Here is a 26,104-nt window from a genome sequence, read left to right on the forward strand (position 1 = left end):
CCACCAGCGGCAGGAGTCGAGATGACCGGCAAGGAACTGCACGGCAGGACCGCAGTGGTGACCGGTGCCAGCAAGGGCATCGGACTGGCGATCGTGCGGGCGCTGGCCGGGGCGGGAGCGACGGTCGTCGCCGGGTCCCGGACCACGTCCGAGGGCCTGGACGCCCTGGTCAAGGAGGGCTCGGTCGTCTGGGTGCCCGTGGACCTCACCGAGCCCGAGGCGGCCGGGGAGCTGGTCGCGGCGGCCGGGCCGCGTCTGGACGTGCTGGTCAACAACGTCGGCTCGGCGCCCGCCCGCACCGGCGGTTTCCTGTCCGTCACGGACGAGGACTGGCGCCGCTCCGTCGACCTGAACCTGCTCACGGCGGTCCGCGTCACCCGGGCGGCGCTGCCGTTGATGCTGGCCGCCCGGAGCGGTTCGGTGATCACGGTCGGGTCGGTCAACGCCACCCTGCCCGACCCGCTGGTGATCGACTACAGCGCGGGCAAGGCCGCCCTGGTCGCCTTCTCCAAGGCGCTGTCGAAGGAGGTCGGCCCGCAGGGCATCCGCGTCAACACGGTGAGCCCCGGACCGGTGGAGACCGAGCTGTGGCTGGGCGACGGCGGAGTGGCGAACACGGTGTCGGCGGCCGCCGGGCTCACCCCCGAACAGGTGGTGGCCCAGGCCGCGGGTGCCACCGTCACCGGCCGGTTCTCCAAGCCCGCCGAGGTGGCCGACCTGGTCCTGTTCCTGGCCGGCGACCACGCCGGCAACATCACCGGCAGCGACCTGCTGATCGACGGCGGCTTCATCCCCACCTGGTGAGAGCGCGGATCGGCCGGTGGCGCGTCGCCGTCTGGTGACCCGGCCGGTCGGTCCGGGCGTGCGTCGCCGCCTGGTGATGGCGCGGGGCGGCCGGCTTTTCACCACCACCTGGTGACCGTGCGGGTCGGTCGGCTGGGCAATCGCGCCTGGTGGTGGCGGGGGTCGGCCGCCTGTTCACCGCCGCCTGATGGCGGGCGGGTCGGCCGGCTCTTCACTGCACCGCCGCCTGGCGACCGCGCGGGGCGAGCGGCTTCGCCTCGCCGCTCGGTGACCGCGTCGGTCGGCCGCTCGTTCAGCGTTCCAGCAGCATCCGCTGCAACTCCCGGGCCGCCCTCGGCGGTGCCACGTCGCTGCGGTGGGCCAGGGCGATGGTCCGGTGCAGGCCCGGCCGGGCCAGCGGGGTCACCCGCAGCCCGCGGCCCGACCGGGTCGCCACCATGCGCGGTACGACCGCCACGCCCAGCCCCGCCCGGACGAACCCCAGCACCGCGTCCATCTCACCGCCCTCCACCGCGAGGTCCGGTTCGAAGCCCTCGGCACGGCACGCGGCCACCGTCAGTTCCCGCAGGTCGTAGCCGTGCCGGAACATCACCATGCGCTCGCCCTCCAGATCGGCGACCTCGACCGCGCGCCGGCCACCGCCCGGCGCCGACGCCTCCGGTGAGGACACCACGACGAGGTCCTCACGCAGCAGCTCGACCGTGGTGAGCGCCGGGGACGGGGTCGGCAGCGGCAGCACGACGAGAGCCAGGTCGAGGGCGCCACGGGCCAGTTCCCGTACCAGATCGTGGGAGCCGCCCTCCTCGATCAGCAGCCGGATGCCCGGGTAGCGGTCGTGGAAGGCGCGCAGCACGTCCGGCAGCAGACCGGTGCACAGGCTGGGTGTGGCGCCGAGCCGGACCCGGCCGCCGCGCAGCTGCACCAGTTCCTGCACCTCGTGGCGGGCGGTGTCCGCGTCGGCCAGGATGCGGCGGGCCAGGGGCAGCAGCGCCTCGCCCGCGTCGGTCAGCGTGATGTTGCCGCGGGCCCGCAGGAACAGGTCGGCCCCGAGTTCCCGCTCCAGGGCCTTGATCTGCTGGGAGAGGGAGGGCTGCGCGACGTGGACGAGGTCCGCGGCCCGGGTGAAGTGCCGGGTCTCGGCGACCGCCACGAAGTACTGGAGCTGCTGGAACTGCATCCGACCATGATAGGCGAAGGCTATCGAAACGAGCCGGAGCATGTCTTGGACCGATGGACCTGTGGGCCCGTAGCGTCCACAGACATGGCTCTCGCAACGCGGACGGACCGACGACCGTCCCTGGCACGCACCGTGTGGGACAGCTCCCTCGGGAAGAAGACCGTCATGGCGGTCAGCGGCCTGATCATGCTGCTCTACCTGGTCGCCCACATGATCGGAAACCTGAAGATCTTCTTCGGGGCGGGCGAGTTCAACCACTACGCGCACTGGCTGCGCACCGTCGGCGAGCCGTTCATGCACGACGAGTGGACCCTGTGGCTCATCCGCGTGGTGCTGGTGGTGGCGGTCGTCGCCCATGCCACCTCCGCCTACCAGCTCAGCCGCCGCGACCTTCGGGCCCGGCCGGTCGGGTACGTCCACCGCAAGGCGCGGACGGGCTACGCGACGCGCACCATGCGCTGGGGCGGGATCATCCTCGGCCTTTTCATCGTGTGGCACCTGCTCGACCTGACCACCGGGACCGCGCACCCGGGCGGCTTCCAGGAGGGCCATCCGTACCAGAACGTCGTGGACACCTTCTCCACCTGGTACGGCAACCTCGTCTACATCGTCGCGATGCTGGCTCTCGGGCTGCACGTCCGGCACGGCTTCTGGGCCGCCGCGCAGACCCTGGGCGCCGGCAGCCGCACCCGCGACCGCGCCCTGAAGGCCACGGCCGACGTCCTCGCGCTGCTGCTCACGGCCGGCTTCGTCGCCGTACCCGTGGGCGTCATGACCGGAGTGGTGAGCTGAAGATGACAACCTACGCGCAGTACACGACGGGCGAGCCGGTCGTCGACGGCAAGGCTCCCGCCGGACCGGTCGCCGAGCGCTGGGACAAGCGCCGTTTCGAGGCCAGGCTGGTCAACCCGGCGAACCGGCGCAAGCACACCGTGATCGTCGTCGGGACGGGACTCGCGGGCGGCTCGGCCGGCGCCACCCTGGCCGAACAGGGCTACCACGTCGTCCAGTTCTGCTACCAGGACTCCCCGCGCCGCGCCCACTCGATCGCCGCGCAGGGCGGTATCAACGCGGCGAAGAACTACCGCAACGACGGTGACTCGGTCCACCGCCTCTTCTACGACACCGTCAAGGGCGGCGACTTCCGGGCGCGGGAGTCCAACGTGCACCGGCTGGCGCAGATCTCGGTGGAGATCATCGACCAGTGCGTGGCGCAGGGCGTGCCCTTCGCCCGCGAGTACGGCGGCCTCCTCGACACCCGCTCGTTCGGCGGGGTCCAGGTCTCGCGCACCTTCTACGCCCGCGGCCAGACCGGTCAGCAACTGCTGCTCGGCGCCTACCAGGCACTGTCGCGGCAGATCGCCGCCGGCAACGTGGAGATGCACCCGCGCACCGAGATGCTCGACCTGGTCGTGATCGACGGGAAGGCGCGCGGCATCGTGGCGCGCGACCTGGTCACCGGACGCGTCGACACCTACTTCGCGGACGCCGTCGTCCTGGCCAGCGGCGGCTACGGCAACGTCTTCCACCTGTCGACGAACGCCATGAACTCCAACGCCACCGCCGTCTGGCGGGCCCACCGGCGCGGCGCCCTGTTCGCCAACCCCTGCTTCACACAGATCCATCCGACCTGCATCCCGCGCACCGGCGACCACCAGTCCAAGCTGACGCTGATGAGCGAGTCGCTGCGCAACGACGGGCGGATCTGGGTGCCGAAGGCCCGGGGCGACGACCGGCCGCCGCACCGCATCCCCGAGGACGAGCGCGACTACTACCTGGAGCGCGTCTACCCCTCGTTCGGCAACCTGGTGCCGCGCGACATCGCCTCCCGCGCCGCGAAGAACGTCTGCGACGAGGGCAGGGGAGTGGGCCCCGGCGGGCAGGGCGTGTACCTGGACTTCGCCGACGCCATCCGCCGGATGGGCCGCAGGGCGGTCGAGGAGAAGTACGGCAACCTCTTCGACATGTACGAGCGGATCACCGCGGAGAACCCCTACGAGGTGCCGATGCGGATCTATCCGGCCGTGCACTACACGATGGGCGGCCTGTGGGTCGACTACGACCTGCAGACCACCGTCCCGGGCCTGTTCGCGATCGGCGAGGCCAACTTCTCCGACCACGGCGCGAACCGGCTCGGCGCCTCCGCCCTGATGCAGGGCCTGGCCGACGGCTACTTCGTGCTGCCGGCCACCATCAACGACTACCTCGCCCGCAACCCGCACCACGAGGCCGTCACCGCCGAACACCCCGTCGTACAGGAGGTGCTGGCGGAGACCGAGGACCGGCTCCACCTCCTGCTGTCCGTCGACGGCGACCGCACCCCCGACTCCTTCCACCGCGAACTGGGCGAACTCATGTGGGAGTTGTGCGGGATGGCCCGCACCGACAGCGGGTTGCGCAAGGCACTGGAGCGCATCCCGCAGATCCGCGAGGAGTTCTGGCGACGGATCAAGGTGCCCGGCACGGGCGAGGAGTTCAACCAGTCCCTGGAGAAGGCCAACCGCGTCGTCGACTACCTGGAGCTCGCCGAGCTGATGTGCCTCGACGCCCTGCACCGCGCCGAGTCCTGCGGCGGCCACTTCCGCGAGGAGTCGCAGACCCCGGACGGCGAGGCGGCCCGGCGGGACGAGGAGTTCTCCTACGCGGCCGCCTGGGAGTTCACCGGCACGGGCACCCCGCCCGTGCTGCACCGGGAAGACCTGGTCTTCGAGTACGTCCACCCCACCCAGCGGAGCTACGCATGAAGCTCACCCTGCGCGTCTGGCGGCAGAAGAACGCCGACGCCGAAGGCAGCATGTCCCCCTACGAGGTGGACGGTATCTCCCCCGACATGTCGTTCCTGGAGATGCTCGACACCCTCAACGAGCGGCTCATCCTCGGCGGCGAGGACCCGGTCGCCTTCGACCACGACTGCCGCGAGGGCATCTGCGGTGCCTGCTCCCTCGTCATCGACGGCGACGCGCACGGACCCGAGCGCACCACGACCTGCCAGCTGCACATGCGGTCCTTCTCCGACGGCGACACGATCGACATCGAGCCGTGGCGGGCCGCCGCCTTCCCGGTGATCAAGGACCTGGTCGTCGACCGGTCGGCCCTCGACCGCGTCATCCAGGCCGGCGGCTACGTCACCGCGCCGACGGGCGCCGCGCCCGAGGCCCACGCCACACCCGTGCCCAAGCCGGACGCCGACTTCGCGTTCGAGCACGCGGAGTGCATCGGCTGCGGGGCGTGCGTGGCCGCCTGCCCCAACGGCGCCGCGATGCTGTTCACCTCCGCCAAGGTCAACCACCTCAACGTGCTGCCGCAGGGCGCCCCGGAACGGGAGACACGGGTGCTCGACATGGTGTCGCAGATGGACGAGGAGGGGTTCGGCGGCTGCACGCTGGCGGGTGAGTGCGCGACGGCCTGCCCCAAGGGCATCCCACTGGTGTCCATCACCGCGATGAACAAGGAGTGGCTGCGGGCCACGCGGAAGGTGGCCAGGCGGTAGGGCCGCCCAGGACACGAGAAGGCGTTCGCCGAGCAGGCGGACGGGCGGGACCGGGAGTGGTGCTCATCCCCGGTCCCGTCTGGCTTTCCGGGGCGCCCCAGGCATTCAGCATTCCCACATCCGCTCTCCCGGCCTACGTCACGTACACGCCAACCGGCCTCGGAAGAAACAGGGTGTACGGCCGTCGTCCCCGAACCGGCCCGTGACCAGGAGAGTGCCATGACCGGCGTTACGACCCTCGACCGCCCCCCGCAGCCCGAGGCACCCGTCCACTACACCGTCACCCTCGCCCGCGACGAGGCGGACGTACGCGCGGCGCAGCGCCTGCGGTACGAGGTGTTCGCCGGGGAGATGGGCGCCCTGCTGTCCACCCCGCAGCCCGGGCTGGACGTCGACGCCTTCGACGCCCACTGCGACCACCTGCTCGTCACGGACACCGCCACCGGCCAGGTGGTCGGCACCTACCGGCTGCTGCCGCCCGAGCGGGCCGCGATCGCCGGACGCCTGTACTCGGAGAGCGAGTTCGACCTCACCCCGCTCGACCCGATCCGCCCCGGACTCGTCGAGGTAGGCCGCTCCTGCGTGCACCCCGACCACCGCGACGGAGCCGTCATCGGGCTCATCTGGGCCGGCATCGCCCGCTACATGACCGACCGCGGCCACGAATGGCTCGCCGGCTGCTGCTCCGTCCCGCTCGCCGACGGCGGCGCCCTGGCCGCCGGCACCTGGGACCGGGTGCGCGCCAAGCACCTCGCTCCGCAGGAGTACCGGGTCCGCCCGCTGCTGCCCTGGAACACCGGGAACGCCCCCCGCGACGCCCGTACCGAACTGCCCCCGCTGCTGCGCGGCTATCTGCGGCTGGGCGCCTGGGTGTGCGCCGAACCCGCCCACGACCCGGACTTCGGCGTCGCCGACCTCTACGTACTGCTGTCGATGCGCCGGGTCAACCCGCGCTACCTGCGGCACTTCCTCTCCCTCGTGCCGGCCTGATGAGCGGCTGGCTGCCCACCGCGCCCTGCACCCCGGGCGCGTGCCTGGAACCGAGAGGGCCGGCCACGGCCGTACCGCTCGCGGTGCTGCGGCTGGTGGCGGTCACCGCCCTGGTGACCGCCGGGGCGCTGCTGTCGCCGTTCGGCGGGCGGATCCCCGCCGACGCGGTGCGGTGGTGGGCCCGGAGCGTCGTCCGGGCCGCCGGCGTTCGGGTCCGGGTCACCGGCACCGCGGCGCCCGCCGGGGGGCTCCTGCTGGTCGCCAACCACATCTCCTGGCTGGACATCCCGCTGCTGGCGGCCGTGCGCCCGGCCCGGATGCTGGCGAAGGCGGAGATCAGGGGGTGGCCCGTGGCGGGGCCGATCGCCGCGCGCGCCACCCTGTTCATCGACCGCGACCGACTGCGCGCGCTCCCGGACACGGTCGCCCGGATCGCTGCGGTGCTCCGCGGCGGCGGCGCGGTGGTGGCCTTCCCCGAGGGCAGCACCTGGTGCGGCCGCGCCCAGGGCAGCTTCCGCCGGGCCGTGTTCCAGGCCGCCCTCGACGCGGGCGTCCCGGTCCAGCCGGTGCGGCTGCGCTACCGGATCGCCGGGGGAGCGGCCAGTACGGCGCCCGCCTTCGTCGGCGAGGACACGCTGCTCGCGTCGGTGTGGCGCGTGGTGTCCTCGCGCGGGCTGTTGGCCGAGGTGGAGGTGTGCGCCGCCATCCCGTCGGACAGCCACCCGGACCGCCGGGCACTGGCCCGCGCGGCCCAGCCGGCCACGGCCCCCGCGCCGGACCGGATCCACGCGACCCTGGTCGCCTGAGCGAACAACCCCGCGGGCGCCCACCACGGCCGGGCCCTCAGCCGGCGGCCACACGGGCCAGCCTGCGGTGGGAGTCCAGCAGGGCCGCACGGTCGTAGGTGCTGGTGGTGACGAGTACCTCCTGCGCGCCCGTTTCCTTGAGCAGGGTCTCCAGCTCGTCGGCGACCTGCTCCTCGGTACCGGCGATCTGCCCGGTGAGCCCCGACTCGTAGAACTCGCGTTCCCGGCGGGTCATCGTGAGCGCCTCGACGTGTTCGGCGGGCGGCAGCGGCGGAAAGGTGCCGTGCGTCCGGGAGTACGCCATCGACCAGGCCTCCGGGACCAGGAGGCGCCGTGCCTCGGCGGGCGTGGCGGCGACGGCGACCGTGCCGGAGACGACGACGTACGGCTGGGCCGCCCACGGTGAGGGCCGGAACGCCTCCCGGTAGCGGTCCACGCCGCGCCGCAGCTTCTCGCGGTCCCGCAGGTCACCGATCACCATCGGCAGGCCTGCCCGCGCGGCGACCGCCGCTCCCTCGCCCATCGCCAGGACGAACGGCGGCACGCTCAGGCCCTCCGCGGGACGCGCGCGCACCCCCGTTTCCGAGGTGCCGCGGAACCAGCCGAGCAGCTCGTCGAGCTGGGCGGCGAAGTCCTCGGCGTCGCCCTTGTCCCGTCCGAGCGCTCTGCGCACCCCGTCGGTGAAGCCCACGGAGCGGCCCAGGCCCATGTCGATCCGCCCCGGGAAGAGGGACTCCAGTACCCCGAACTGCTCGGCCACGACCAGCGGCCGGTGGTTGGGCAGCATCACCCCGCCGGTGCCGACCCGGATCGTGCGCGTCGCGGCGGCCACGGCGGCGGCCAGCACGGTCGGCGCGGACCCGGCGACCCCGGGCACACCGTGGTGCTCCGACACCCAGAACCGGTGGTAGCCGAGCCCCTCGAGGTCGCGCGCCAGCCGCACGGTGTCGCGCAGCGCCTCGGCGTCCGGGTGCCCCTCGCGGGTGCGGGAACGGTCCAGGACGGAGAAACGGGCGGCGGCGATCACGGAACTCACACCGGTTCCAACGCACGGCGGCCCGGGGCATTCCCGGCCCGCCCCGGGCGAAAACCAGGTGACCGCGGTTCCCGCAGGTCATCACAATGGGGCACGCCCGCATGCCGGCCGCGCGGCCCCCGTCCACACCCTCCGAGCCACCCACGTCACCCAGTCCCAGGAAGGCGGCCCGCCGTGACCGTCCCCAACGTCCTGCTGTCCGGCATCGTCGGTTCGACCGCGTACGGCCTCGCCCACGAGGGCTCCGACATCGACCGGCTCGGCGTGTTCGCCACGCCGACCGAGGCCCTGCACGGTCTGCACAAGCCGAAGGAGTCCCACGTCGGCACGGCGCCCGACACCACCCTGCACGAGGCCGCCAAATGGTGCCGGCTCGCCCTGGGCGGCAACCCGACCGCCATGGAACTGGTGTGGCTGCCGGACGAGCTGTACGAGGTGCGCACCCCGCTCGGCGACGAACTCATCGGCATCCGTACGTCGCTGCTCGGCGCCCAGCGGATCAGGGCGGCCTACCTCGGTTACGCCACCCAGCAGTTCCGCCGCCTCGAAGCCCGTGACCCCGCCGGCTCCGCCGAGGCCCGCGCCCGGACGGCGAAACACGCCCGGCACCTGAAGCGGCTGTGCCACCAGGGCCTGGAGCTCTACACCACCGGGCGGCTGACGATCCGCCTGGAGGACCCCGAGGAGTACCGGGCGTTCGGAGAGCGCGTCGCCGCCGACGCGTCCGCCGCGCGGCCCGTGCTCAGCCATTACGAGAACGCCTTCACCGAGCGGCCGAGCGCACTGCCCGACCGGCCCGAGGAGGCGCCCGCCGAGGCGTGGCTGCGCCGGGTCCGCGAGCACTTCTACCGGCCGGCCGGCCGCTGAACGACCCGGTGGCGGCTCCTTGTCCGCCAGTCCCGCCAGTCCCGCCAGTCCCGCCGGCCCTCGGCGACGGCGGGGCCCGCGAGCCGAACGGGAAGATCTAGGCTGGTCGGCGTGACCGACAGCAGCAGTGCGCGCCCGCTCGCCGTGTTCGACCTGGACAACACCCTCGCCGACACGGGGCACCGGCAGCGGTTCCTGGAGCGCTCGCCACGCGACTGGGACGGCTTCTTCGCCGCCGCGCCGCACGACCCGCCGATCCCGCAGGGCGTCGAGCTGGCGCGGGACAGCGCGCGCGAGTGCGAGATCGTCTATCTCACCGGACGGCCCGAGCGCTGCCGCCGCGACACGTTCGACTGGCTCGCCGCGCACGGGCTGCCGGAGGGACGCGTGTACATGCGGCGCGACAACGACCGCAGGCCGGCCCGGCGCACCAAGCTGGAGGTCCTCGGCCGGCTCGCCCACGGCCGGGAGGTCCGGGTGTTCGTGGACGACGACGCGCTCGTGTGCGCGGACGCCGAACGCGCCGGGTACCACGTCGTGCGGGCCCGCTGGACCGCCCCGTCCGGCGCGCTCGAGAGGGCGCAGGAGCGGGAGGGGCGGACCTGAGGCGGCGGGGACCCGACACGCGGGCCGGGTCCCCGCCGGGGTCGGCGGGCTCGGTGCGGCGGAGCGTCAGTCCGAGTCCTCGAGGCGGAAACCGACCTTCAGACCGACCTGGTAGTGCTCGATCTCACCGTTCTCGATCTGGCCCCTGACCTGCGTCACCTCGAACCAGTCCAGGTTGCGCAGGGTCTGCGAGGCCCGGGTGACCGCGTTGCGGATGGCCTGGTCGACGCCCTCGTGCGAGGTGCCGACGATCTCGGTGACCCGGTAGGTGTGGTCCGACATACGGGTGCTCCTCTCCACCGCGACACAGGCGTCACGGGTGGTTCCACCGTGCCCCACGCCACGGCGGAGCGCGAGACGGCCCGGCCCACCCGCTGCCGCACCGCCCCTACCGCGCCACGCTGAGCGACAGGGCGAACCGGCCCGCCCGGTCCGTCCACCAGTGACTCAACTCCAGCCCCGCCGCGGCCAGTTCGGTGCGTACACCGTCCTCGCGGAACTTCGCGGAGATCTCGGTGCGCAGCTCCTCGCCGGCCGCGAAGTCGACGGCGAGGTCGAGCGCCGGGATCTTCACGGTCTGCGCGGCACGGGAACGCAGCCGCATCTCGATCCACTCGTTCCCGGCGTCCCACAGCGCCACGTGGTCGAAGGCGCCGGGATCGAAGTCGGCGCCCAGTTCCCGGTTGACGACGCTCAGCACGTTCTTGTTGAACGCGGCCGTCACCCCGGCCGCGTCGTCGTAGGCCCTGACCAGGACCTGTTCGTCCTTGACCAGGTCGGTGCCGAGCAGCAGCGCGTCGCCCGGCGAGAGCAGCCCACGGACCAGGGCCAGGAACGCGGCCCGCTCGGCCGGCAGGAGGTTGCCGATGGTGCCGCCGAGGAACGCCACCAGCCGGGGACCCGGTGTGTCCGGCAGCGTCAGGCCGGCGGTGAAGTCGGCGATCAGCGCGTGCACGTCCAGTCCCGGGCGCTCCGCGACGAGCGCGTGGCCCGCCTGGGTGAGCGCGCTCTCGCTGACGTCGACCGGGACGTAGGTGTGCAGTCGGGTGAGCGCGTCGATCAGGTGCCGGGTCTTCTCCGAGGAGCCGGAACCCAGTTCGACGAGGGTGCGGGCGCCGGTCGCGGCGGCCGCCTCGCCGGCTCGGGCGATCAAAATCTCCCGCTCGGCGCGCGTCGGATAGTACTCGGGCAACTCGGTGATCTGCTCGAACAGTTCGCTGCCGTGGGCGTCGTAGAACCACTTCGGCGGCAGCGTCTTGGCGGTGCGGGTGAGGCCCTGGTGGACGTCGGCGCGCAACGCGGCCTCCGTGGCGTCCTCGGGCAGGGTGCGGGTGAGAAGGAACGGGCTCACGTACGGGGCTCCTTCGCGGAAGCGGGCGATGCCTGCGGTGCGGGCGTCAGGGTGTCGTCGGGCTCCTTGAGCGGGGTGAGCAGTACGTCCGTGCGGCTCGCGGCGAGCAGGGTGCGGTCGGGGACCTCCTGCCAGTGCGGGTCGTCGTCGTAGGGCTCGGAGGCCACGACGGTGCCGCCGCCGGGCCGGGACAGGTACCAGAGGGTGTCGCCCCAGGCGGTCGCGGCGATGGCCTCGCCGTTGGTGAGCAGCAGGTTGAGCCGGGAGCCGGGGGCCGCCGCGGCGACCTCCAGGACCGTGTCGGCCAGTGCCTGCCCCTCCTCGTCGCCGCCGCGCAGCCGGGCGAGGACCAGCGCCCACACGAGCGCCGAGTCGTTGCGGGCCTCCAGGGACAGGACGTCGGCGGCCGGCAGGCCCTGCACGAGGGGTGCGAGGGAGTGCGGCCAGCCCCTGACGGCGCCGTTGTGGCTGAACAGCCAGGGGCCGGAGGCGAACGGCGCCGCCGCGGCCTCGGCGTCCGCGCCCGACAGGGTGGCGTCCCGCACCGCGGCGAGCACCGCCTCCGAGCGCACCACGCGGGCCAGGTCGGCGAGGGACTGGTCGGCCCAGATGGGGCCGGCCCGCCGGTACCGGGCCGGTACCGGATCTCCCTGCGCGTACCAGCCGACGCCGAAACCGTCGGCGTTGACGGTGCCGTGACGCTGCCTGCGGGGCGCCCAGGACTGGCGGTACAGGCTGTGCGGCGGCTGGAGCAGCAGCCGGCCCAGCGGCTCCTCGGGCCCCAGATAGGCCAGGTGACGGCACATCAGGCGGCCGCCGAGCGGGCCGTACGGAAGCCGGAGAAGATCTGCCGCCGGATCGGCAGGTCCCAGTTGCGGAAGGTGCCCCGGCACGCCACCGGGTCCACGGCGAACGAACCACCGCGCAGCACCTTGTGCTCGGGGCCGAAGAAGACCTCCGAGTACTCCTTGTACGGGAACGCGTTGAACCCCGGGTACGGCGTGAGGTCGCTCGACGTCCACTCCCACACGTCACCGATCAACTGCCGTACGCCGAGGGGCGACTCACCCGCCGGGTAGCTGCCTGCCGGGGCCGGACGCAGGTGGCGCTGGCCGAGGTTGGCGTGTTCGGGGCCCGGGTCGGTGTCGCCCCACGGGTAGCGCCTGGAGCGGTCGCCGACCGGGTCGTGGCGGGCGGCCTTCTCCCACTCGGGCTCGGTGGGCAGCCGGCGCCCGGCCCAGCGGGCGTAGGCGTCGGCCTCGTACCAGCACACGTGCAGGACCGGCTCGTCGGGCGGCACGACCTCGGTCACGCCGAACCGGCGCCGCAGCCACTGCCGTCCCTCGCGGCGCCAGAACTGCGGCGCCTCGATGGAGTGGCGGCGGATGTGGGCCCAGCCCTCCGGTGTCCACCACCGCTCGTCGCCGTAGCCGCCGTCCTCGATGAACGCCTGGTAGGCGGCGTTGGTCACCGGCGTCGTGTCGATGTGGAAGGCGGCCACCTCGCGCCGGTGCGCGGGGCGTTCGTTGTCCAGCGACCACGGTTCGGTCGAGGTGCCCATCGTGAACGGGCCACCGGGCACGAGGACTTCGGCCGGTCCGGTGAACGCGGGCGCGGGCGCAGGGTCAGGAGCGGTCAGCGCCTGGGGCCCCCGCCGCAGCTGATGGGTGATCAGCATGGTCTCGTCGTGCTGCTGTTCGTGCTGCGCGATCATCCCGAAGGCGAAGCCCGCCTCGGTCAGCCGCGTCCCCTGGAACGCGGTGCGCTCCAGCACGTCCAGCACCCGGCCGCGTACGTCCGCCGCGTACCGGCGAGCCTCGGCCGGCGGCAGCAGGGGCAGGGAGGGGCGTTCGGAGCGCGGGTGCTCGAAGGCGTCGTAGAGGCCGTCGATCTCCGGGCGGATCGCCTCTTGGCCGGCGACGGCCCGCAGCAGCCACTGCTCCTCCTGGTTGCCGATGTGCGCCAGGTCCCACACCAGGGGAGACATCAGCGGCGAGTGCTGCGCGGTGAGGTCGGGCTCCTCCACGCAGCTCGTCAGCAGGGTGGTGCGGTCCCGGGCGGTGACGAGCGTGGTCAGCGCCCGCTCCCGGAACGTCTCCGCGTCGAGGGCGGGGTCGGTCATGTGCGGATGTCCTTCCCGTGCGGACGACGGCTCGCGCCGCGCATCCGGTCCAGCAGATCGTCGGCGGGGCAGCGGCCGCGGCTGACATAGCGGTCCAGGTACGTCCGGACGGCGTCCGTGACCTCGTCGGCGGCGCCGAGCCGCGGCAGGGCCTCGACGGCCGCCGTGAAGCAGGTGACGGCCACCTCCCGCAGTTCGGGGTCGCCCAGGCCGTGTCGCGCCGCGTCGATCCACAGCGGATTGTGCGGCGCGGGCATCGACAGCGCCCTCTCCACCAGCGGTTTCACCGTCCGGTAGGCGGTCTCGGCGGCCTGCGGGTCGTCGAACAGGGCCGTCGTGACGGCGAGCGGAACGATCCATCCGTCGTCGCCCGGTTGCGCGTCCATCATCCGGAACTCCAGATGACCACGCGGCCTGACCGGCGGGAACAGGGTCGTCATGTGGTAGTCGAGGTCGGCCCGGGTCGGTGGCCTGGGCGTTCCCGACCTGGTCCACTCCCGGAAGGTCAGCCCGTCGGGGATGTCCCACGGCCGGTCGTCCTGCCGTATGCACATCACCGGCGCGTCGAGCACGTGCCGGGCCCAGTTCTCGCGGGGGTCGCCCTCCAGCGGGGGCGCGCCCGCGCGGCCGGGGCCGATCTCCGTCCACAGGAGCTGGCGGGTGGAGAGCCAGCCGGTCGGCTCGTGCGCGGCGACGGGCGAGTTGGCGAAGGCCGCCACCAGTACCGCGCCCAGCTGGTGCGCCAGCCACCAGCGCCGCCCGTGCCCGAGCGGCCCCGGCTCCTCGTACCCGGCGTCCAGGCACACCTGGACGGAGGCGGAGGTGCACATCATGGCGCGGCCGGCCGGACCGGTGCGGTCCAGGCAGGCCTCCATGGCGTCGTAGCGGGGTTCGCGCAGGAACCTGCGGGGCGAGTGCCACGGGTCGTGGCCGAGGCCGACGAGAGCGAGACCGTCCTCGGCCAGGACCGCGCGGACGGCGGCGAGGTCGGCGGAGACGGTGTCGACGCACTCCATCAGGGAGGCGGCGGGCGGCGAGCTCAGTTCCAGCTGGCCGCCGGGTTCAACGGTGAGTGCCGACTTCAGCGGCACGGTCCGCAGTGCGGCGTAGGCCGCTTCGAGTCGGTCACGGGTGACCGGGAGCTGCGGTGCGCTCAGCTCGTGGACGAGCCATTCCACTTCCACCCCGACGGTTCGGGGCGGGCCGGTCTTGAAACAGATGCCCCGGACCAGTGCCTCCACCTCTGCTTCGGTGAGGGCGGTGCGGGGCTCCGTACAGTCGCGCGCCTGAGAGGCGCTTGGTATGTCGGACATGTCGGAATCCTCCTGAGAATCCACCATGCCACCGGCTCCCGGCCGGGTGGGCCGGGTCGACGGCACTCGTCCCACCCAAGCCGCTCGCGTCGCTCGGCACAAGGGGGCAAATCGTCATAATCGGGGCCGACGATCTCGCTTTCCGGGGTGTTTCCGGGCCCGTCCGGCAGCAGAGCCGGGGTGGGCCCGGAGAGGACTCGGGACCGGGAAACTCTGTTGCACCGCACGACCAGCATCGCTCACGATGCGTTCATGAGCACGACGGGGGACAGCACGCGGCGCGTGCTCATGGCGCCCACGGGGGTGGCGCCATGAGCACGCGGCTGCGCGCGATCGCGAAGGAGACGGAAGAGATCGTGGCCGCCGGGGCCTACGACGCCCCGAGCGGGCGCCGGGTGCCCCTCGCGGCGGCAGTGCGGGCGGCCCGCGACGCCACCCGGATGCACGGACCCGGGCCGGTGCCGACTCCGGTGCCCGCGCCCGGCGAGCCCCTCGGTACGTCGTTCGAGGTCACCGGCGAGAGCAGCCTGGAGGCGGCACGCCGGCTCGCGGCCGCGGGTCCGGTGGCCGTCCTGAACTTCTCCTCGGCCCGCAATCCCGGCGGCGGCTACCTCAACGGCGCACAGGCCCAGGAGGAGGCCCTGTGCCGCGCCTCCGCGCTGTACGCGTGCCTGGTCGCGGTCCGGGAGTTCTACGACCACCACCGCGCCCACCGCGACCCGTTCTACACCGACCGGGTCATCCACTCGCCCGGCGTGCCGGTCTTCCGCGACGACCGCGGCCGGCTGCTGGACGAGCCGTACGCGGCCGGCTTCCTGACCGCGGCCGCGCCGAACGCCGGGGTGGTGCTGCGGGCGGCCCCGGAGCGCCGGTCCGAACTGCCGAGGGCCCTCGCCCTCCGGGCCGAGCGGGTCCTGGAGACGGCCGCGGCCCACGGGTACCGCCGCCTGGTGCTCGGCGCCTGGGGCTGCGGGGTGTTCCAGAACGACCCCGCCCAGGTCGCGGCCGCGTTCCGGGCGCTGCTCGGCCCCGGCGGCCGGTTCGCCGACACCTTCGCGCACGTGGTGTTCGGCATCCTGGACCGCACACCGGGCGGCACCACCCGGGAGGCGTTCCTGCGGGCGTTCCCGGAGGGCCGGCCCCCGGCGTGACCCGGCGCGGGTGCGGGCCCCTGCCGGGTGCGGGTGCGGCTGGGGCGCCGGTGCCTCGGCGCGTCCCGGCGCCGGTGCGGCTCGGCCGGCCCGGGGTCACCTCCAGCCGTAGCGCTCCGCCAGCCGCTGCCTGACCAGGTTGAACCGCATCCGGTCGATGGCGCACGCCTCCCGGCGCATCCCGTCCTCGTGCAGCCGCAGTACGCGGTCCACGTCCACCCACGAGTCCCGTCCCGACCTGTCCCACGGGCCGCTTCCGATGGGCACCCACTCGCGGTCCCCGTCGTGCCGCTTGCTCGACAGCTGGACGGCGAGCAGGGTGCCGCCGGCCTCCCGGGCGACGACGAGCACCGGGCGGTCCTTGCCGCGGCCGTCGTTCTCCTCGAAGGGCACCCAGGTCCAGACGATCTCCCCGGGGTCCGGGTCCCCGTCGTGCGCGGGCGAGTACTCCGTCCGCACCCGGCCCACCTCGCGGGGGTCGGCCTGGACGGTCGCGGTGGGACCGGAGCGGCCCGGAACGTCTTCATCGGTAAACGCAGTCACGGGGGTCACGGTAGAGCGTGACCCCCGCGACCGCTCACCTCACCCCTGGTCCTGCTCCACCGGCACCCGCTGCGCCGGAGGTGCCACGGACCCGTTCAGCGGCGAACTCCCGGACGGCGTCCGCTCGTTCTGGTTCATCGACGCCAGGAGCTGACGGGCCAGCCCCAGTCCGGTGCCGCCCATGGTGAGGGCCTTGGCGAACACGTCGGCCATGCCGTCGGCCCCGTTGAGCAGGACCATGTTGTCGACGTTGCCGAAGGCGGACGCGCCGGCCCGCACGATCTCGGGCCAGTTCTCGGCGAGTTGCTGCGCCACGACGGCTTCCTGGTTCTCGGCCAGGGCGGCGGCACGGGCCTTGATGGCCTCGGCCTCCGCGAGCCCCTGCGCCCTGATCGCCTCGGCCGCCGCCAGACCCCTGGCCTGTGCGGCGGCGGCCTCCGCCTCACCGGTGGCCCGCGTCGCCGTGGCGGCCGCGGCACCCCGCGCCTCGGTCGCCTGGGCTTCCGCGCCCGCGGCCGTCTTCACCCGGGTCGCCTCCGCGGCGGCCGCGAGCTCCGTCTCCCGGGCCTTGGCCTGCGCGCCCGAGATCCGCACGTCGCGCTCCGCCTCCGCCAGGGTGCGCTTCTCGTACGCCTTGGCGTCCGCCGGTTTGCGGACGTCCGCCTGGAGCTGCTGTTCCCGCCGCTGGGCCTCCAGTTCGGCGACCCGGGTCTCCTGGACGACGACCTCCTGCCGGGCGGCGGCGTCGGCGAGCGGACCGGCCTGCCGGGCCTTGGCACCCGCCTTGTCGCGTTCGGCCTGGTAGCCCGCCTGGAGGATCTCGCTGTCCCGGGTGGCCTGCGCCATCCGCGCGAAGGACTGCTGCTCCGCCTCGGTGGCCAGCCGGTTGGCCTCGGCCTGCGCGATCCGCGCGTCCCGTTGCACGGCCGCCGCGTGCGGCATGGCCAGGTTCTGGATGTACCCGGTCGGGTCCTCGATCTCGTGGATCTGCAGCGAGTCGACGATGAGACCGAGCTTCTCCATCTCCGTACCGCAGGCCGCCCGGGTCTGCCCGGTGAGCTTCTCCCGGTCGCGGATCATGTCCTCGACCGTCAACCCGCCGACGATGGACCGCAGATGACCGGCGAAGACGTTGTGCACCCGCTCCGCCATCAGCTTCTGCTGGTCGAGGAATCGCCGCCCCGCGTTGGCGATCGACACGAAGTCGTCGCCCACCTTGAAGATGACCACGCCCCGCACCTTGAGCGGAATGCCCTGGTGGGTCACGCAGTCCACATGCAACTCCGTCTCGTTCAGGTCGAGCGAGAGTTTGCGCACCGCCTGCACGCCGGGCAGGACCAGCGTGCCGCGCCCCGTGACGATGCGGAACCCCATGCCCTCCCCGAGGCCCTCCGTCCGGTGCGTGGAACCGGAGATGATGAGTGCCTCGTTGGGTTCCGCGACCCGCCACATCAACTTGAACAGACCGATGAGAACGAGGACGGCGACAAGCGCCACCCCCGCAACGACGCCGATGACCATCGGCATGCGCCCCCTTTGGATGGTGCCCTTTCGGCACCGAACGAAGGGAGTGTGCTCCTGCCCGTCAGCGCGGAACAGGCACCGGCCCATCCTTGTCGAAATCTTGATACATACGGCGTCACCTGCGCCGAAGCGCGCTCAACTGTCGTACGCCGCCGTCACGTAGACCGTTCTCGGCGGAAGGTACTCCACCACCATCACGACCGTGCCGGACTCGATGCGGCCGGTGCCCTGAGCCGCGTAGGCGAGGAAGTGCTCGGCGCCGCCGCGCACCCGGACGATCACCTCGCCCACGAGCCCGGGCCCGACCGTTCCGGTGACCCGCCCCACGAGTCCGACCATCGACGCATCGTCCATCGTCCCAGGGTACGGGCCCCACGCGCCCGGGCGGTGTGCGACGACAGGTGCCGGCCGCCCGGAGGGAAGGGCCGGACCCGGCCTACGCGGCCGGGAGACGCGGGGCAGGCTGGTGCGGGGGCCACGCCTCGTACCAGCGCAGGTCCGCCTCCAGTTGCGCGGCGAGCGAGACCAGCAGCGGCTCGCTGTCCGCCGGCCCGAGCAGCTGGGCACCGACGGGCAGCCCGCCGTCGACGAAGCCGGCGGGGACGCTGATCCCGGGCCAGCCCAGCACGTTCCACGGCCAGGCGTAGGGACAGGCGGCGATCATCGCGCGGTCGGTGGCCGGGCCGCTCAGCTCCAGCATCGCGCCGATCCGCGGCGGGGGAGCGGCCGTCGTCGGCGCGAGGATCACGTCGTACGAGGTGAGGAAGGCGCCGATCCGGCGGTGCAGCACCGCCTCGGCGCGCCGGGCCGCCCGCAGCGGAACACCGCCCAGCAGGCGGCCCAGCCGGGCGGCCTCACGGGTGCGGCGGTCCAGCAGCGCGGGGAAGGGTGCCTCGCGGACGCGTTCGGCGATACCGGCGGTGGCGCGGGGCAGGAAACCGAGGCCGATCAGGCCGTACGGCGGGTCGGCCTCCTCCACGACATGCCCCAACGCGGCCAGTTTCTCGGCGAGTTGCACGACACGGGCGCGCACCTCGGGTCCCAGCCGGGCGGGCAGGGCGGTGAACGGCGGGGTGAGGGACAGCGCGACGCGCAGCCGGCCGGGGTCGCGGCCCACGGCATCGGACACGGTGAGGGCAGGCGGCCGGTGCGGGTCGCCCGCGTGGTTGCCGCTCGCCGCGTCCAGCAGCAGGGCGGCGTCGGCGACCGTGCGGGCGAGGGTGCCGTTGACGGTGATGCCGTGGAAGGCCTCGCCCCGCGGCCAGGTGGAGATCCGGCCGCGCTGCGGCTTGATGCCGATCAGCTGGGTCCAGGAGGCGGGGATGCGGACCGAACCGGCGCCGTCCGAACCGAGCGCCCCGGGCACCAGGCCGGCGGCGACGGCGGCGGCCGAACCCCCGGAGGAGCCGCCCGGCGTGTGGCCCGGACTCCAGGGGTTGCGGGTGGCGCCGAACGCGGGGCCCTCGGTGAAGGGCCACTGGCCGAACTCGCAGGTGTTGGTCTTGCCGACGATCACGGCGCCGGCCGCGCGCAGCCGCCGTACCGCCTCGCCGTCCTCGGGGACGGGCGGGTGGGTGCCGCGGCAGCCGAACGCGGTCGGTTCGCCGGCCACGTCCATGTCGTCCTTCACGGCCACCGGCACCCCGAGCAGCGGCCGGCTCACCCCGGCGGCCAACTCCCGGTCCGCCGCGTCGGCCTCGGCGAGCGCCGCCTCGGCACGCACGATCCGGAAGGCGTTCAGGGTTCCCTGGGTCGCCTCGATCCTGGCCAGCGCCTCGGTCACCAGCGCGCGGGACGTCGTCTCCCCGGCGGACAGCGCGCGGGCGCTCTCCCGCAGGCCGGCGGAACGTTCGGGTGTCATGCGGGCACCTCCGGAGACGCGGTCTACCGAACGGTAACCTCCGGTGGGCCGCCGCGGTACGGAATCTCGAACCTCTCTCCTCAGACGTCGAGTTGGTTCCGCGCCACAGTGTCCCCACAGGCGCCACCGGGTCATGCGCGAAGCATTGACGCGCCTGTTCCCCACCCCTACCTTCTGACCGACTTTCCGAACCATGTTCGGTATTCCGGACGCCGGTCTTTCGGGTGCCGGTCGTCCGGTCGGACCAAGGAGCCGCACGTGAGCGCACGTCCCCCCACGCCGTCCCGCCGCACCCTGCTGCGTGCGCTGGCCGTCCTCCCCGCCTCGGCCGTCGTGCTCGGCGAGGCGCCCGGCCTGCTCGGTACGGCGCTGGCCGCCGCACCGCCGAGCGGCTCCGCCACGCGGTACACGATCGTGCCGTTCCTCAACAGCGACGACGGCACGGTCGACGTCTACCAGTCCGACGACGCCACCGACTTCCGGCTGACCCGGGCCTCCGCGTACACGCCGCCGAGCAACAGGATCCGCGACGCCAGCATCCTCAAGCACACCAACGGCTTCTACTACCTGACGTACACCACCCACACCTGGCAGGACGTCAGCACCACCATCGGCTTCGCCCGCAGCTCCGACCGCCTCAAATGGACCTTCCTCCACGACTACACGGTGCCCCTTGCCAACCTGTCGCGGGCGTGGGCGCCGGAGTGGTTCGTCGACGCGGACGGCAGCGTCCACGTCATCGTGTCCTGCTCCCTGACGAGTGACGAGTGGATCTTCACTCCCTACCTGCTGAAAGCCACGAACCCGGCGCTCACGGCCTGGAGTTCACCCGTCGCCCTGGCGGGCATCGGCAGCAACCACATCGACACGTTCATCGTGCGCGGCGGCTCGACCTACCACGCGTTCACGAAGAACGAGACGACCAAGTACATCGAGTACGCGACGGCCCCCAGCCTCACCGGCCCCTACACGATCAGCAGGACGGGCGACTGGGCGGGCTGGGGCAGCTACCGCGAGGGCCCGGCGCTGGTGCAGCTCGACAACGGCGGCTGGCGGATCTTCTTCGACGGCTACGGCGACGGCACCTACTACTCCAGCGACAGCTACGACACCTTCGCCACCTGGTCGGCGCCGGCCGCACTGCCCGTGATCTCCGGCACCGCACGGCACTTCACGGTGGTGAAGGAGACCGTGTCCGGCGGTCCGAGCCCGGCGAAGGGCGTCCCGCGCTCCTTCCGGTCCGCCAACTTCCCCACCCGCTACTGGCAGGCCCGGTCCTCCCTGCTCGACCTCCCCGTGGTGAGCGCCTCCAGCAGCACCGCCGAGAAGCAGGCGTCCACCTTCACGGTCGTGGCCGGACTCGCCGACAACAACGCCTGCTCGTTCCGTGACGCCACCGGCAACTACCTCCGCCACTGGGACTTCCGCGGCCGCTTCGACGCCGACGACGGCACCTCGACCTTCGCCGAGGACGCCACGTTCATCGCCCGCACGGGCACCGCCGGCGGGTCGGTGCGCTTCGAGTCGTACAACTATCCCGGCCGCTACCTGCGCCACTACGACTACCGGCTCCGCGTGGACCGCGCGGACGGCACCGACCTGTTCCGGCAGGACAGCTCCTTCCTCCCGGTGACGGCCTGGGCCTGAACGGCACGGCCGGGGGAGGAGGGCGGGGCCGGGACCGGGGCATGGGCGGGCCCGGCGACGGGCGTTCGGCGGGTCCCGCGTCCGGGGTGAGATCATCCGGGCATGGATGCGCCTGCCCCGCTCACGATGATCGCCGTCCCGCCGGGCGAGGTCACGCTGTCGGACCGGCGGACCCGGCGCCGCTGGCAGGTCGAGGTCGCGCCCTGCGAACTGGCGGCGCACCCGGTCACCCAGGAGCTCTACGCGCAGGTGACCGGCGCGCGCCCGAGCACCGCCGCGGGGGACCGCCTGCCCGTCGAGGGGGTCTCCTGGTGGGACGCCGTCCGGTTCTGCAACGCCCTGTCCGCGCGCCAGGAGCTCACCCCCGCCTACCGCGTGGCGGACGACGGGGACGGCGTCGAGCGGGACCCGGCCGCCGACGGCTACCGGCTGCCCGACGAGGCCGAGTGGGAACACGCCTGCCGCGCCGGCACCACCGGACCGCGCTACGGGCCCCTGGACGAGATCGCCTGGTACCGGGGCAACTCCGGGGAGCGCCCGCACGAGGTGGGGAGCCGCCGCCCCAACGCCTGGGGCTTCGGCGACACACTGGGCAACGTGTGGGAATGGTGCTGGGACGTCTACGACGCCGAGGTCTACGGCTCCTACCGGGTGCTGCGCGGCGGCGGCTGGTTCGACGAGCACTGGAGCTGCCGGGCGTCGGTGCGCCGCCGCAGCCACCCCACCTTCCGGGTGGACGACGTGGGCTTCCGCGTCGCGCGCTCCCCGGCGGGCTGAGGCCAGCTGTCCCGGAGGCGGGGCGGTTCACGGCTCACGGCCCGGTCAGGGTCTGGGTGCCCAGGACGCCGAGCAGGGCGAGCCGGTCGGCGTCCGCCGTGCCGGGCTCGGCCGTGTAGACCAGGATGCGCAGGTCGCTGCCCGCCACGCTGAGCACGTCGCAGTCCAGGGTCAGCGGGCCGACCCGCGGGTGCTCGACGGTCTTGCGCGACCCCTCCTGCCGGCCGACGACACCCGTGTCCCACAGTTCCGCGAACCGCGCGCTGTCGGTGCGCAGTTCCGTCACCAGCCGGCGCAGCTGCCGGTCGGCCGGATAGCGGCCGGACGTCGCCCGCAGGTCGGCGGCCATGACGACCTCGAACGCGCGGCGCTCCTCCGGCGTGTGCCGCACCCGGCCGGCCGGTCCCAGGAAGTTGCGCCACACGCCGTTGCGCTCGAAGCCGCGCAGCCCGGAGGCGTCTCCCATCAGTGCCGAGTACAGCGGATTGGCCAGCAGCAGGGTCCAGGCCGCGTCGGAGACCGCGACGGCGGCCCCGGTCAGCCGGTCCATCAGCCGCTGCACGCTCGGCGGGACGTACGCGGGCACGGTCTCCGGGCCCGGCGGCACCAGGCCGGCCAGCCGGAACAGGTACGCGCGCTCCTCCCACGACAGGCGCAGCGCCCGCACCAGCGCCTCCACGACCTGCGCCGACGGGTTGGCGGCCCGGCCCTGTTCGAGGCGGGTGACGTAGTCCACGGAGATCCCCGCCAGCAGCGCCAGCTCCTCACGGCGCAGGCCCGCCGCGCGCCGCTGTCCGCCGGCCGGCAGCCCGGCCGCCTGCGGGTCGACCCGGTCGCGCCAGCGCCGTACCGCCTGTCCGAACTCCGTCACCGCCATGCCCCCAGTCAACACCGGGCGGCGGGCCGCGTGCCTGGTACCGGCAGTCCCAGGAAGCCGGGACTCCTGGCTCGTCCCGGCGGGGGACCGCACGCTGGGGGACATGACCACCACACTGATCACCGGAGCGAACAAGGGTCTCGGGTTCGAGACCGCCCGCCGGCTCGTCGCCGCGGGACACACCGTCTACGTGGGTGCCCGGGACGCCGCTCGCGGGCGGGCGGCCGCCGAGCGCCTCGGCGCGCGGTTCGTCCAGCTGGACGTCACCGACGACGCCTCCGTCGAGGCCGCGGCGAAGACCGTAGGGGCCGAGGGAGAGCTGGACGTGCTCGTCAACAACGCCGGCGTCGAGGGGCGGGGCCCCGGCAACAGCATCGTCACGGCCGCCGACCTGACCGCCGACCACATGCGGACGACGTTCGAGACGAACGTCTTCGGCGTCGTACGGGTCACCCGGGCGTTCCTGCCGCTGCTGCGGCGTTCGGCGGCGCCCGTCGTAGTCAACGTCAGCAGCGGACTCGCCTCGCTGACCGGGCTCGCCGACCCGGCCTCACCGGCCCACTTCTATCCGGGCGTCGCCTACCCGGCGTCCAAGGCGGCGCTGAACATGGTCACCGTGCAGTACGCGAAGGCGTTCCCGCAGCTGCGGATCAACGCGGTCGAGCCCGGGTTCACCGCGACCGACCTGAACGGCCGTACCGGAACCCGGACCGTCGAGGAGGGCGCCGAGATCATCGTGCGGATGGCGCGGTCCGGTCCCGACGGGCCGACCGGCGGCTACTTCGACGCCGAGGGGCCGCTGCCCCGGCGGCACGGGCGGAGGCGGGCGGCGGGGCCTGCCCGCTCAGACGACGGCGTCCGCGCGCAGCGAGGCGATGTCGGCGCCGCTGCGGCCGAGTTCCCCGAGAATGGCGTCCGTGTGCTCGCCCACGGCCGGCACGGGGTCCATGCGGGCCGGCACACCCACGAGATCGGCGGGCGGCAGCAGCGCCCGCACCGTGGCGCCGGGTACGGCCACCTCGCGCCAGCGGTCGCGGGCGGCCAGCACCGGATGGTCGAGGAACGCGGTGACGTCGTTGACCCCGGCGCACGCGATGCCGATGTCCTCCAGGTCCTTGAGGACCTCCATGGCGTCGGAGCGGGCGACGCGCTCGGCGACGACCGCGTTGATCTCCTCGCGGTGGGCGACGCGGTCCGAGCCGGTCGCGAACCGCGGGTCGGAGGTCAGCTCCGGCCGGCCGAGGAAGCGGTCGCACAGCGCGGCCCACTCCCGTTCGTTCTGGACGGAGAGGAGGACGTCCCCGCCGTCGGCCGCGGTGAAGGCGCCGTAGGGCGCGATCGTGGCGTGCTGGGTGCCCAGGCGCGGGGGCTGCGTGCCGCCGTAGCGCGTGTAGTTGGCGGGCTGTCCCATCCACTCCGCGAGCGCCTCGAACAGGGACACCTCCACGGGGTGGACGCGGCCCGTGGTGGCGCGGGTGAACAGCGCGGTGAGGACGCCGCTGTAGGCGTACATCCCGGCGGCGATGTCGGCGACCGAGATGCCGACCCGGGCCGGCTCCCCGGGCGTCCCGGTCAGTGACACCAGGCCGGTCTGGCACTGCACGAGCAGGTCGTAGGACTTGCGGTCGGCCCAGGGGCCCGAGGTGCCGTAACCGGAGATGGTGCAGGGGACGACCCGGGGGTGGCGGCGGGTGAGGGCGTCGGTGCCCAGGCCCAGGCGGCCGGTCGCCCCCGGGGCCAGGTTCTGCACGAACACATCGGCGCCGTCGAGGAGTTGGTGGAGGATGTCGCGTCCGCGCGGGTCCTTCAGGTCCAGGGTCAGGGACTCCTTGGACCGGTTGAGCCAGACGAAATAGCTGGAGTGGCCGTGCACCGTCGTGTCGTAGCGGCGGGCGAAGTCGCCCTCACCCGGGCGTTCCACCTTGATCACGCGGGCCCCGAGGTCGGCGAGCTGCCGGGTGGCGTAGGGCGCGGCCACGGCCTGTTCCAGGCTGACCACCGTGATGCCGGACAGGGGTAGCTGCGGCAGGCTCATGCGGCCCATTTCTACGGCCGCCTCCGCAGCCCTGTCAACGCCGCCCCCGTCCGTCACCTGCGCCTTCCCGGTCCGCGGCGGGCGTTCCGGGCCGCGCCGAGTCCCGGTTTTGACCGGGGGACGAGGCGTCCGTGGCGGGGGCGGTCAGGGCTGCCGGCCCGGGTGGCACAGCACCATGACCGCGCGGGCGACGAGTTCGCCGGCGCCGCCCAGTTCCTCGCGGTAGCGGTCCGTGACCTCCCGGACGGACTCCGCGAAGTCGGGGTCGACGGCGCGGGCGCGGGCCGGGGGAGGGAGTTCCCGGGCCATCGCGCGGCGCCGGGCGAGGAGGGCGATGATCACGTCGTCGAGCCGCTCCATCTGCGCGGGACACATCCGCGCCGCGGGGGCGGGCCGAGCCGTCGGGGCAACGTGGTCCGTCGTCACGAGGTCTCCGTTCTCCTACGGGGTGCGCGACGCGCCCCTGGCGGCGCGTCCTTGAGGACCTTGCCCCTCCCGGCCGGCGGCGACGCATGCCGGAACCCGGTGATCCGGAACATCTCGGCCGTGGGCGGCCCCGCTACGGACGGGCCAAGTGCCGCATGGTCAGCGCGAGATGGAGCCTGAGCCGGCCCTGGGGGGTGCGCACCGGCCAGCCGAGCAGGTGCTCGGCGTGCGTCAACCGGTCCTGGAGCGTGGAGTGATGGACGTTGATCTCCCCGGCCGCCGCGCGCAGACTCGCCGTGGTGACCACCGCGTACAGGGTGGCCAGCAGCCAGGGCGTGCCGGCGGCCGCCGTTTCGAGTGTCCGCACGTCGGGCGGCGGGTCGGCGCCCGGGGCGGCGAGGCGGGCGAGGAGCGCGAGGTCGCCGAGTTCGTCGGCGTGCACCACGGGCCGGCCGGGGTCCTGGGCGGTGCCGTCCGCGGTGAACCGCAGGGCGGTGCGGGCGGCGCCCCAGGAACGCGGCAGCTCCAGGACGGGGACGGCCGGGCCCACCCCGACCCGGCCTGCGAGCGGCGGGACGTCCGCGTGCGCGGGCCGGACGCGCGGCGGGGACAGGTGCTCGTCCTCGTACGCCGTCAGGTCGCCGCCGGTGTAGCCGAAGCGGCGGCGCAGCCCCACGTCCATCGGGTCCTTCTTGGAGGCC

Annotated in this window: 26 protein-coding genes and 1 pseudogene; 12 read left to right on the top strand and 15 right to left on the bottom strand. The window is 73.5% G+C overall.

Features of this window, described 5'->3' with window-relative positions:
- Positions 1-21: 21 nt before the first annotated feature.
- Complete coding sequence (locus ABZT03_RS12210) at positions 22-804, top strand: SDR family oxidoreductase (RefSeq protein ID WP_356037260.1); 783 nt, start codon at positions 22-24, stop codon at positions 802-804.
- A 292-nt stretch (positions 805-1,096) separates the two neighbouring features.
- On the opposite strand, the gene ABZT03_RS12215 is transcribed toward ABZT03_RS12210, so the two are convergent.
- On the bottom strand, positions 1,097-1,981 hold the full coding sequence (locus ABZT03_RS12215) for a LysR substrate-binding domain-containing protein (RefSeq protein WP_356037263.1): 885 nt from the start codon (positions 1,979-1,981) through the stop codon (positions 1,097-1,099).
- A 120-nt stretch (positions 1,982-2,101) separates the two neighbouring features.
- Between ABZT03_RS12215 and ABZT03_RS12220 the strand changes: the two genes are divergently transcribed.
- From ABZT03_RS12220 to ABZT03_RS12240, 5 genes are all read left to right on the top strand, one after another.
- Complete coding sequence (locus ABZT03_RS12220; RefSeq protein ID WP_356037325.1) at positions 2,102-2,773, top strand: succinate dehydrogenase; 672 nt, start codon at positions 2,102-2,104, stop codon at positions 2,771-2,773.
- Positions 2,774-2,775: 2 nt separating this feature from the next.
- A complete protein-coding gene (locus ABZT03_RS12225) occupies positions 2,776-4,725 on the top strand; it encodes a fumarate reductase/succinate dehydrogenase flavoprotein subunit (protein ID WP_356037266.1) in 1,950 nt (649 codons plus the stop codon).
- The gene (locus tag ABZT03_RS12230) at positions 4,722-5,471 is read left to right on the top strand and encodes a succinate dehydrogenase/fumarate reductase iron-sulfur subunit (protein ID WP_356037268.1); all 750 of its coding nucleotides are present in this window, start codon (positions 4,722-4,724) and stop codon (positions 5,469-5,471) included. Before ABZT03_RS12225 ends, ABZT03_RS12230 begins: the two co-directional genes overlap by 4 nt.
- A gap of 219 nt (positions 5,472-5,690) precedes the next feature.
- Positions 5,691-6,461, top strand: a complete 771-nt coding sequence (locus tag ABZT03_RS12235) for a GNAT family N-acyltransferase (protein WP_356037270.1) — start codon at positions 5,691-5,693, stop codon at positions 6,459-6,461.
- Positions 6,461-7,267 carry a lysophospholipid acyltransferase family protein gene (locus ABZT03_RS12240; RefSeq protein WP_356037272.1) on the top strand — a complete coding sequence of 269 codons (807 nt, stop codon included), beginning with the start codon at positions 6,461-6,463 and terminating at the stop codon, positions 7,265-7,267. Before ABZT03_RS12235 ends, ABZT03_RS12240 begins: the two co-directional genes overlap by 1 nt.
- Positions 7,268-7,304: 37 nt before the next feature.
- On the opposite strand, the gene ABZT03_RS12245 is transcribed toward ABZT03_RS12240, so the two are convergent.
- On the bottom strand, positions 7,305-8,303 hold the full coding sequence (locus ABZT03_RS12245; protein WP_356037274.1) for an LLM class flavin-dependent oxidoreductase: 999 nt from the start codon (positions 8,301-8,303) through the stop codon (positions 7,305-7,307).
- Positions 8,304-8,477: 174 nt separating this feature from the next.
- On the opposite strand from ABZT03_RS12245, the gene ABZT03_RS12250 reads away from it, so the two are divergent.
- A complete protein-coding gene (locus ABZT03_RS12250; protein ID WP_356037276.1) occupies positions 8,478-9,170 on the top strand; it encodes a nucleotidyltransferase domain-containing protein in 693 nt (230 codons plus the stop codon).
- 111 nt (positions 9,171-9,281) lie between these two features.
- Entirely contained in the window at positions 9,282-9,776 is a 495-nt protein-coding gene (locus tag ABZT03_RS12255) for a hypothetical protein (protein ID WP_356037278.1), read from the top strand.
- Between the two features lie 66 nt (positions 9,777-9,842).
- Here ABZT03_RS12255 and ABZT03_RS12260 read toward each other — a convergent pair whose 3' ends face one another.
- The 5 genes from ABZT03_RS12260 to egtA form a co-directional block, all read right to left on the bottom strand.
- A complete protein-coding gene (locus ABZT03_RS12260) occupies positions 9,843-10,058 on the bottom strand; it encodes a dodecin (protein ID WP_356037280.1) in 216 nt (71 codons plus the stop codon).
- Positions 10,059-10,164: 106 nt separating this feature from the next.
- Entirely contained in the window at positions 10,165-11,127 is a 963-nt protein-coding gene (gene egtD / locus ABZT03_RS12265) for an L-histidine N(alpha)-methyltransferase (RefSeq protein WP_356037283.1), read from the bottom strand.
- Positions 11,124-11,933 (bottom strand): ergothioneine biosynthesis protein EgtC, encoded by an 810-nt coding sequence (gene egtC / locus ABZT03_RS12270; RefSeq protein ID WP_356037285.1) that lies wholly within the window; start codon positions 11,931-11,933, stop codon positions 11,124-11,126. Before egtC ends, egtD begins: the two co-directional genes overlap by 4 nt.
- A complete protein-coding gene (gene egtB, locus ABZT03_RS12275; protein WP_356037287.1) occupies positions 11,933-13,249 on the bottom strand; it encodes an ergothioneine biosynthesis protein EgtB in 1,317 nt (438 codons plus the stop codon). The genes egtC and egtB overlap by 1 nt, the downstream gene beginning before the upstream one ends.
- A complete protein-coding gene (gene egtA, locus ABZT03_RS12280) occupies positions 13,246-14,562 on the bottom strand; it encodes an ergothioneine biosynthesis glutamate--cysteine ligase EgtA (protein ID WP_356037289.1) in 1,317 nt (438 codons plus the stop codon). Before egtA ends, egtB begins: the two co-directional genes overlap by 4 nt.
- 311 nt (positions 14,563-14,873) lie before the next feature.
- On the opposite strand from egtA, the gene ABZT03_RS12285 reads away from it, so the two are divergent.
- Positions 14,874-15,713: a TIGR02452 family protein gene (locus tag ABZT03_RS12285; protein WP_356037291.1), complete on the top strand. Its 840-nt coding sequence runs from the start codon at positions 14,874-14,876 to the stop codon at positions 15,711-15,713.
- A gap of 96 nt (positions 15,714-15,809) precedes the next feature.
- On the opposite strand, the gene ABZT03_RS12290 is transcribed toward ABZT03_RS12285, so the two are convergent.
- The 4 genes from ABZT03_RS12290 to ABZT03_RS12305 form a co-directional block, all read right to left on the bottom strand.
- Positions 15,810-16,256 (bottom strand): type II toxin-antitoxin system PemK/MazF family toxin, encoded by a 447-nt coding sequence (locus ABZT03_RS12290; protein WP_356037293.1) that lies wholly within the window; start codon positions 16,254-16,256, stop codon positions 15,810-15,812.
- A gap of 39 nt (positions 16,257-16,295) precedes the next feature.
- Entirely contained in the window at positions 16,296-17,783 is a 1,488-nt protein-coding gene (locus ABZT03_RS12295) for an SPFH domain-containing protein (protein ID WP_356037295.1), read from the bottom strand.
- A 132-nt stretch (positions 17,784-17,915) separates the two neighbouring features.
- Positions 17,916-18,134, bottom strand: a complete 219-nt coding sequence (locus tag ABZT03_RS12300; protein ID WP_356037298.1) for a hypothetical protein — start codon at positions 18,132-18,134, stop codon at positions 17,916-17,918.
- Between the two features lie 82 nt (positions 18,135-18,216).
- Positions 18,217-19,641 (bottom strand): amidase, encoded by a 1,425-nt coding sequence (locus tag ABZT03_RS12305; protein ID WP_356037300.1) that lies wholly within the window; start codon positions 19,639-19,641, stop codon positions 18,217-18,219.
- 258 nt (positions 19,642-19,899) lie between these two features.
- On the opposite strand from ABZT03_RS12305, the gene ABZT03_RS12310 reads away from it, so the two are divergent.
- Positions 19,900-21,288, top strand: a complete 1,389-nt coding sequence (locus tag ABZT03_RS12310; RefSeq protein WP_356037302.1) for a glycoside hydrolase family 43 protein — start codon at positions 19,900-19,902, stop codon at positions 21,286-21,288.
- 102 nt (positions 21,289-21,390) lie between these two features.
- Positions 21,391-22,065 (top strand): SUMF1/EgtB/PvdO family nonheme iron enzyme, encoded by a 675-nt coding sequence (locus ABZT03_RS12315; protein WP_356037305.1) that lies wholly within the window; start codon positions 21,391-21,393, stop codon positions 22,063-22,065.
- A 34-nt stretch (positions 22,066-22,099) separates the two neighbouring features.
- Here the strand turns inward: ABZT03_RS12315 and ABZT03_RS12320 are convergent, their stop codons facing one another.
- Positions 22,100-22,942: a helix-turn-helix transcriptional regulator gene (locus tag ABZT03_RS12320; protein WP_356037308.1), complete on the bottom strand. Its 843-nt coding sequence runs from the start codon at positions 22,940-22,942 to the stop codon at positions 22,100-22,102.
- A gap of 103 nt (positions 22,943-23,045) precedes the next feature.
- On the opposite strand from ABZT03_RS12320, the pseudogene ABZT03_RS12325 reads away from it, so the two are divergent.
- Positions 23,046-23,747, top strand: a pseudogene (locus ABZT03_RS12325) (SDR family NAD(P)-dependent oxidoreductase); the annotation flags it as partial.
- Between the two features lie 39 nt (positions 23,748-23,786).
- Here the strand turns inward: ABZT03_RS12325 and ABZT03_RS12330 are convergent.
- The 3 genes from ABZT03_RS12330 to ABZT03_RS12340 all read right to left on the bottom strand — a co-directional run.
- Positions 23,787-24,977, bottom strand: a complete 1,191-nt coding sequence (locus ABZT03_RS12330; RefSeq protein ID WP_356037311.1) for a CaiB/BaiF CoA-transferase family protein — start codon at positions 24,975-24,977, stop codon at positions 23,787-23,789.
- Between the two features lie 144 nt (positions 24,978-25,121).
- Positions 25,122-25,403, bottom strand: a complete 282-nt coding sequence (locus tag ABZT03_RS12335; protein ID WP_356037314.1) for a hypothetical protein — start codon at positions 25,401-25,403, stop codon at positions 25,122-25,124.
- A gap of 133 nt (positions 25,404-25,536) precedes the next feature.
- Positions 25,537-26,104, bottom strand: a 568-nt coding sequence (locus tag ABZT03_RS12340) for a helix-turn-helix domain-containing protein (protein ID WP_356037317.1), incomplete at its 5' end; no start/stop codon positions are given.

The sequence above is a fragment of the Streptomyces sp. NPDC005574 genome, assembly GCF_040605435.1.
Taxonomy (GTDB): domain Bacteria; phylum Actinomycetota; class Actinomycetes; order Streptomycetales; family Streptomycetaceae; genus Streptomyces.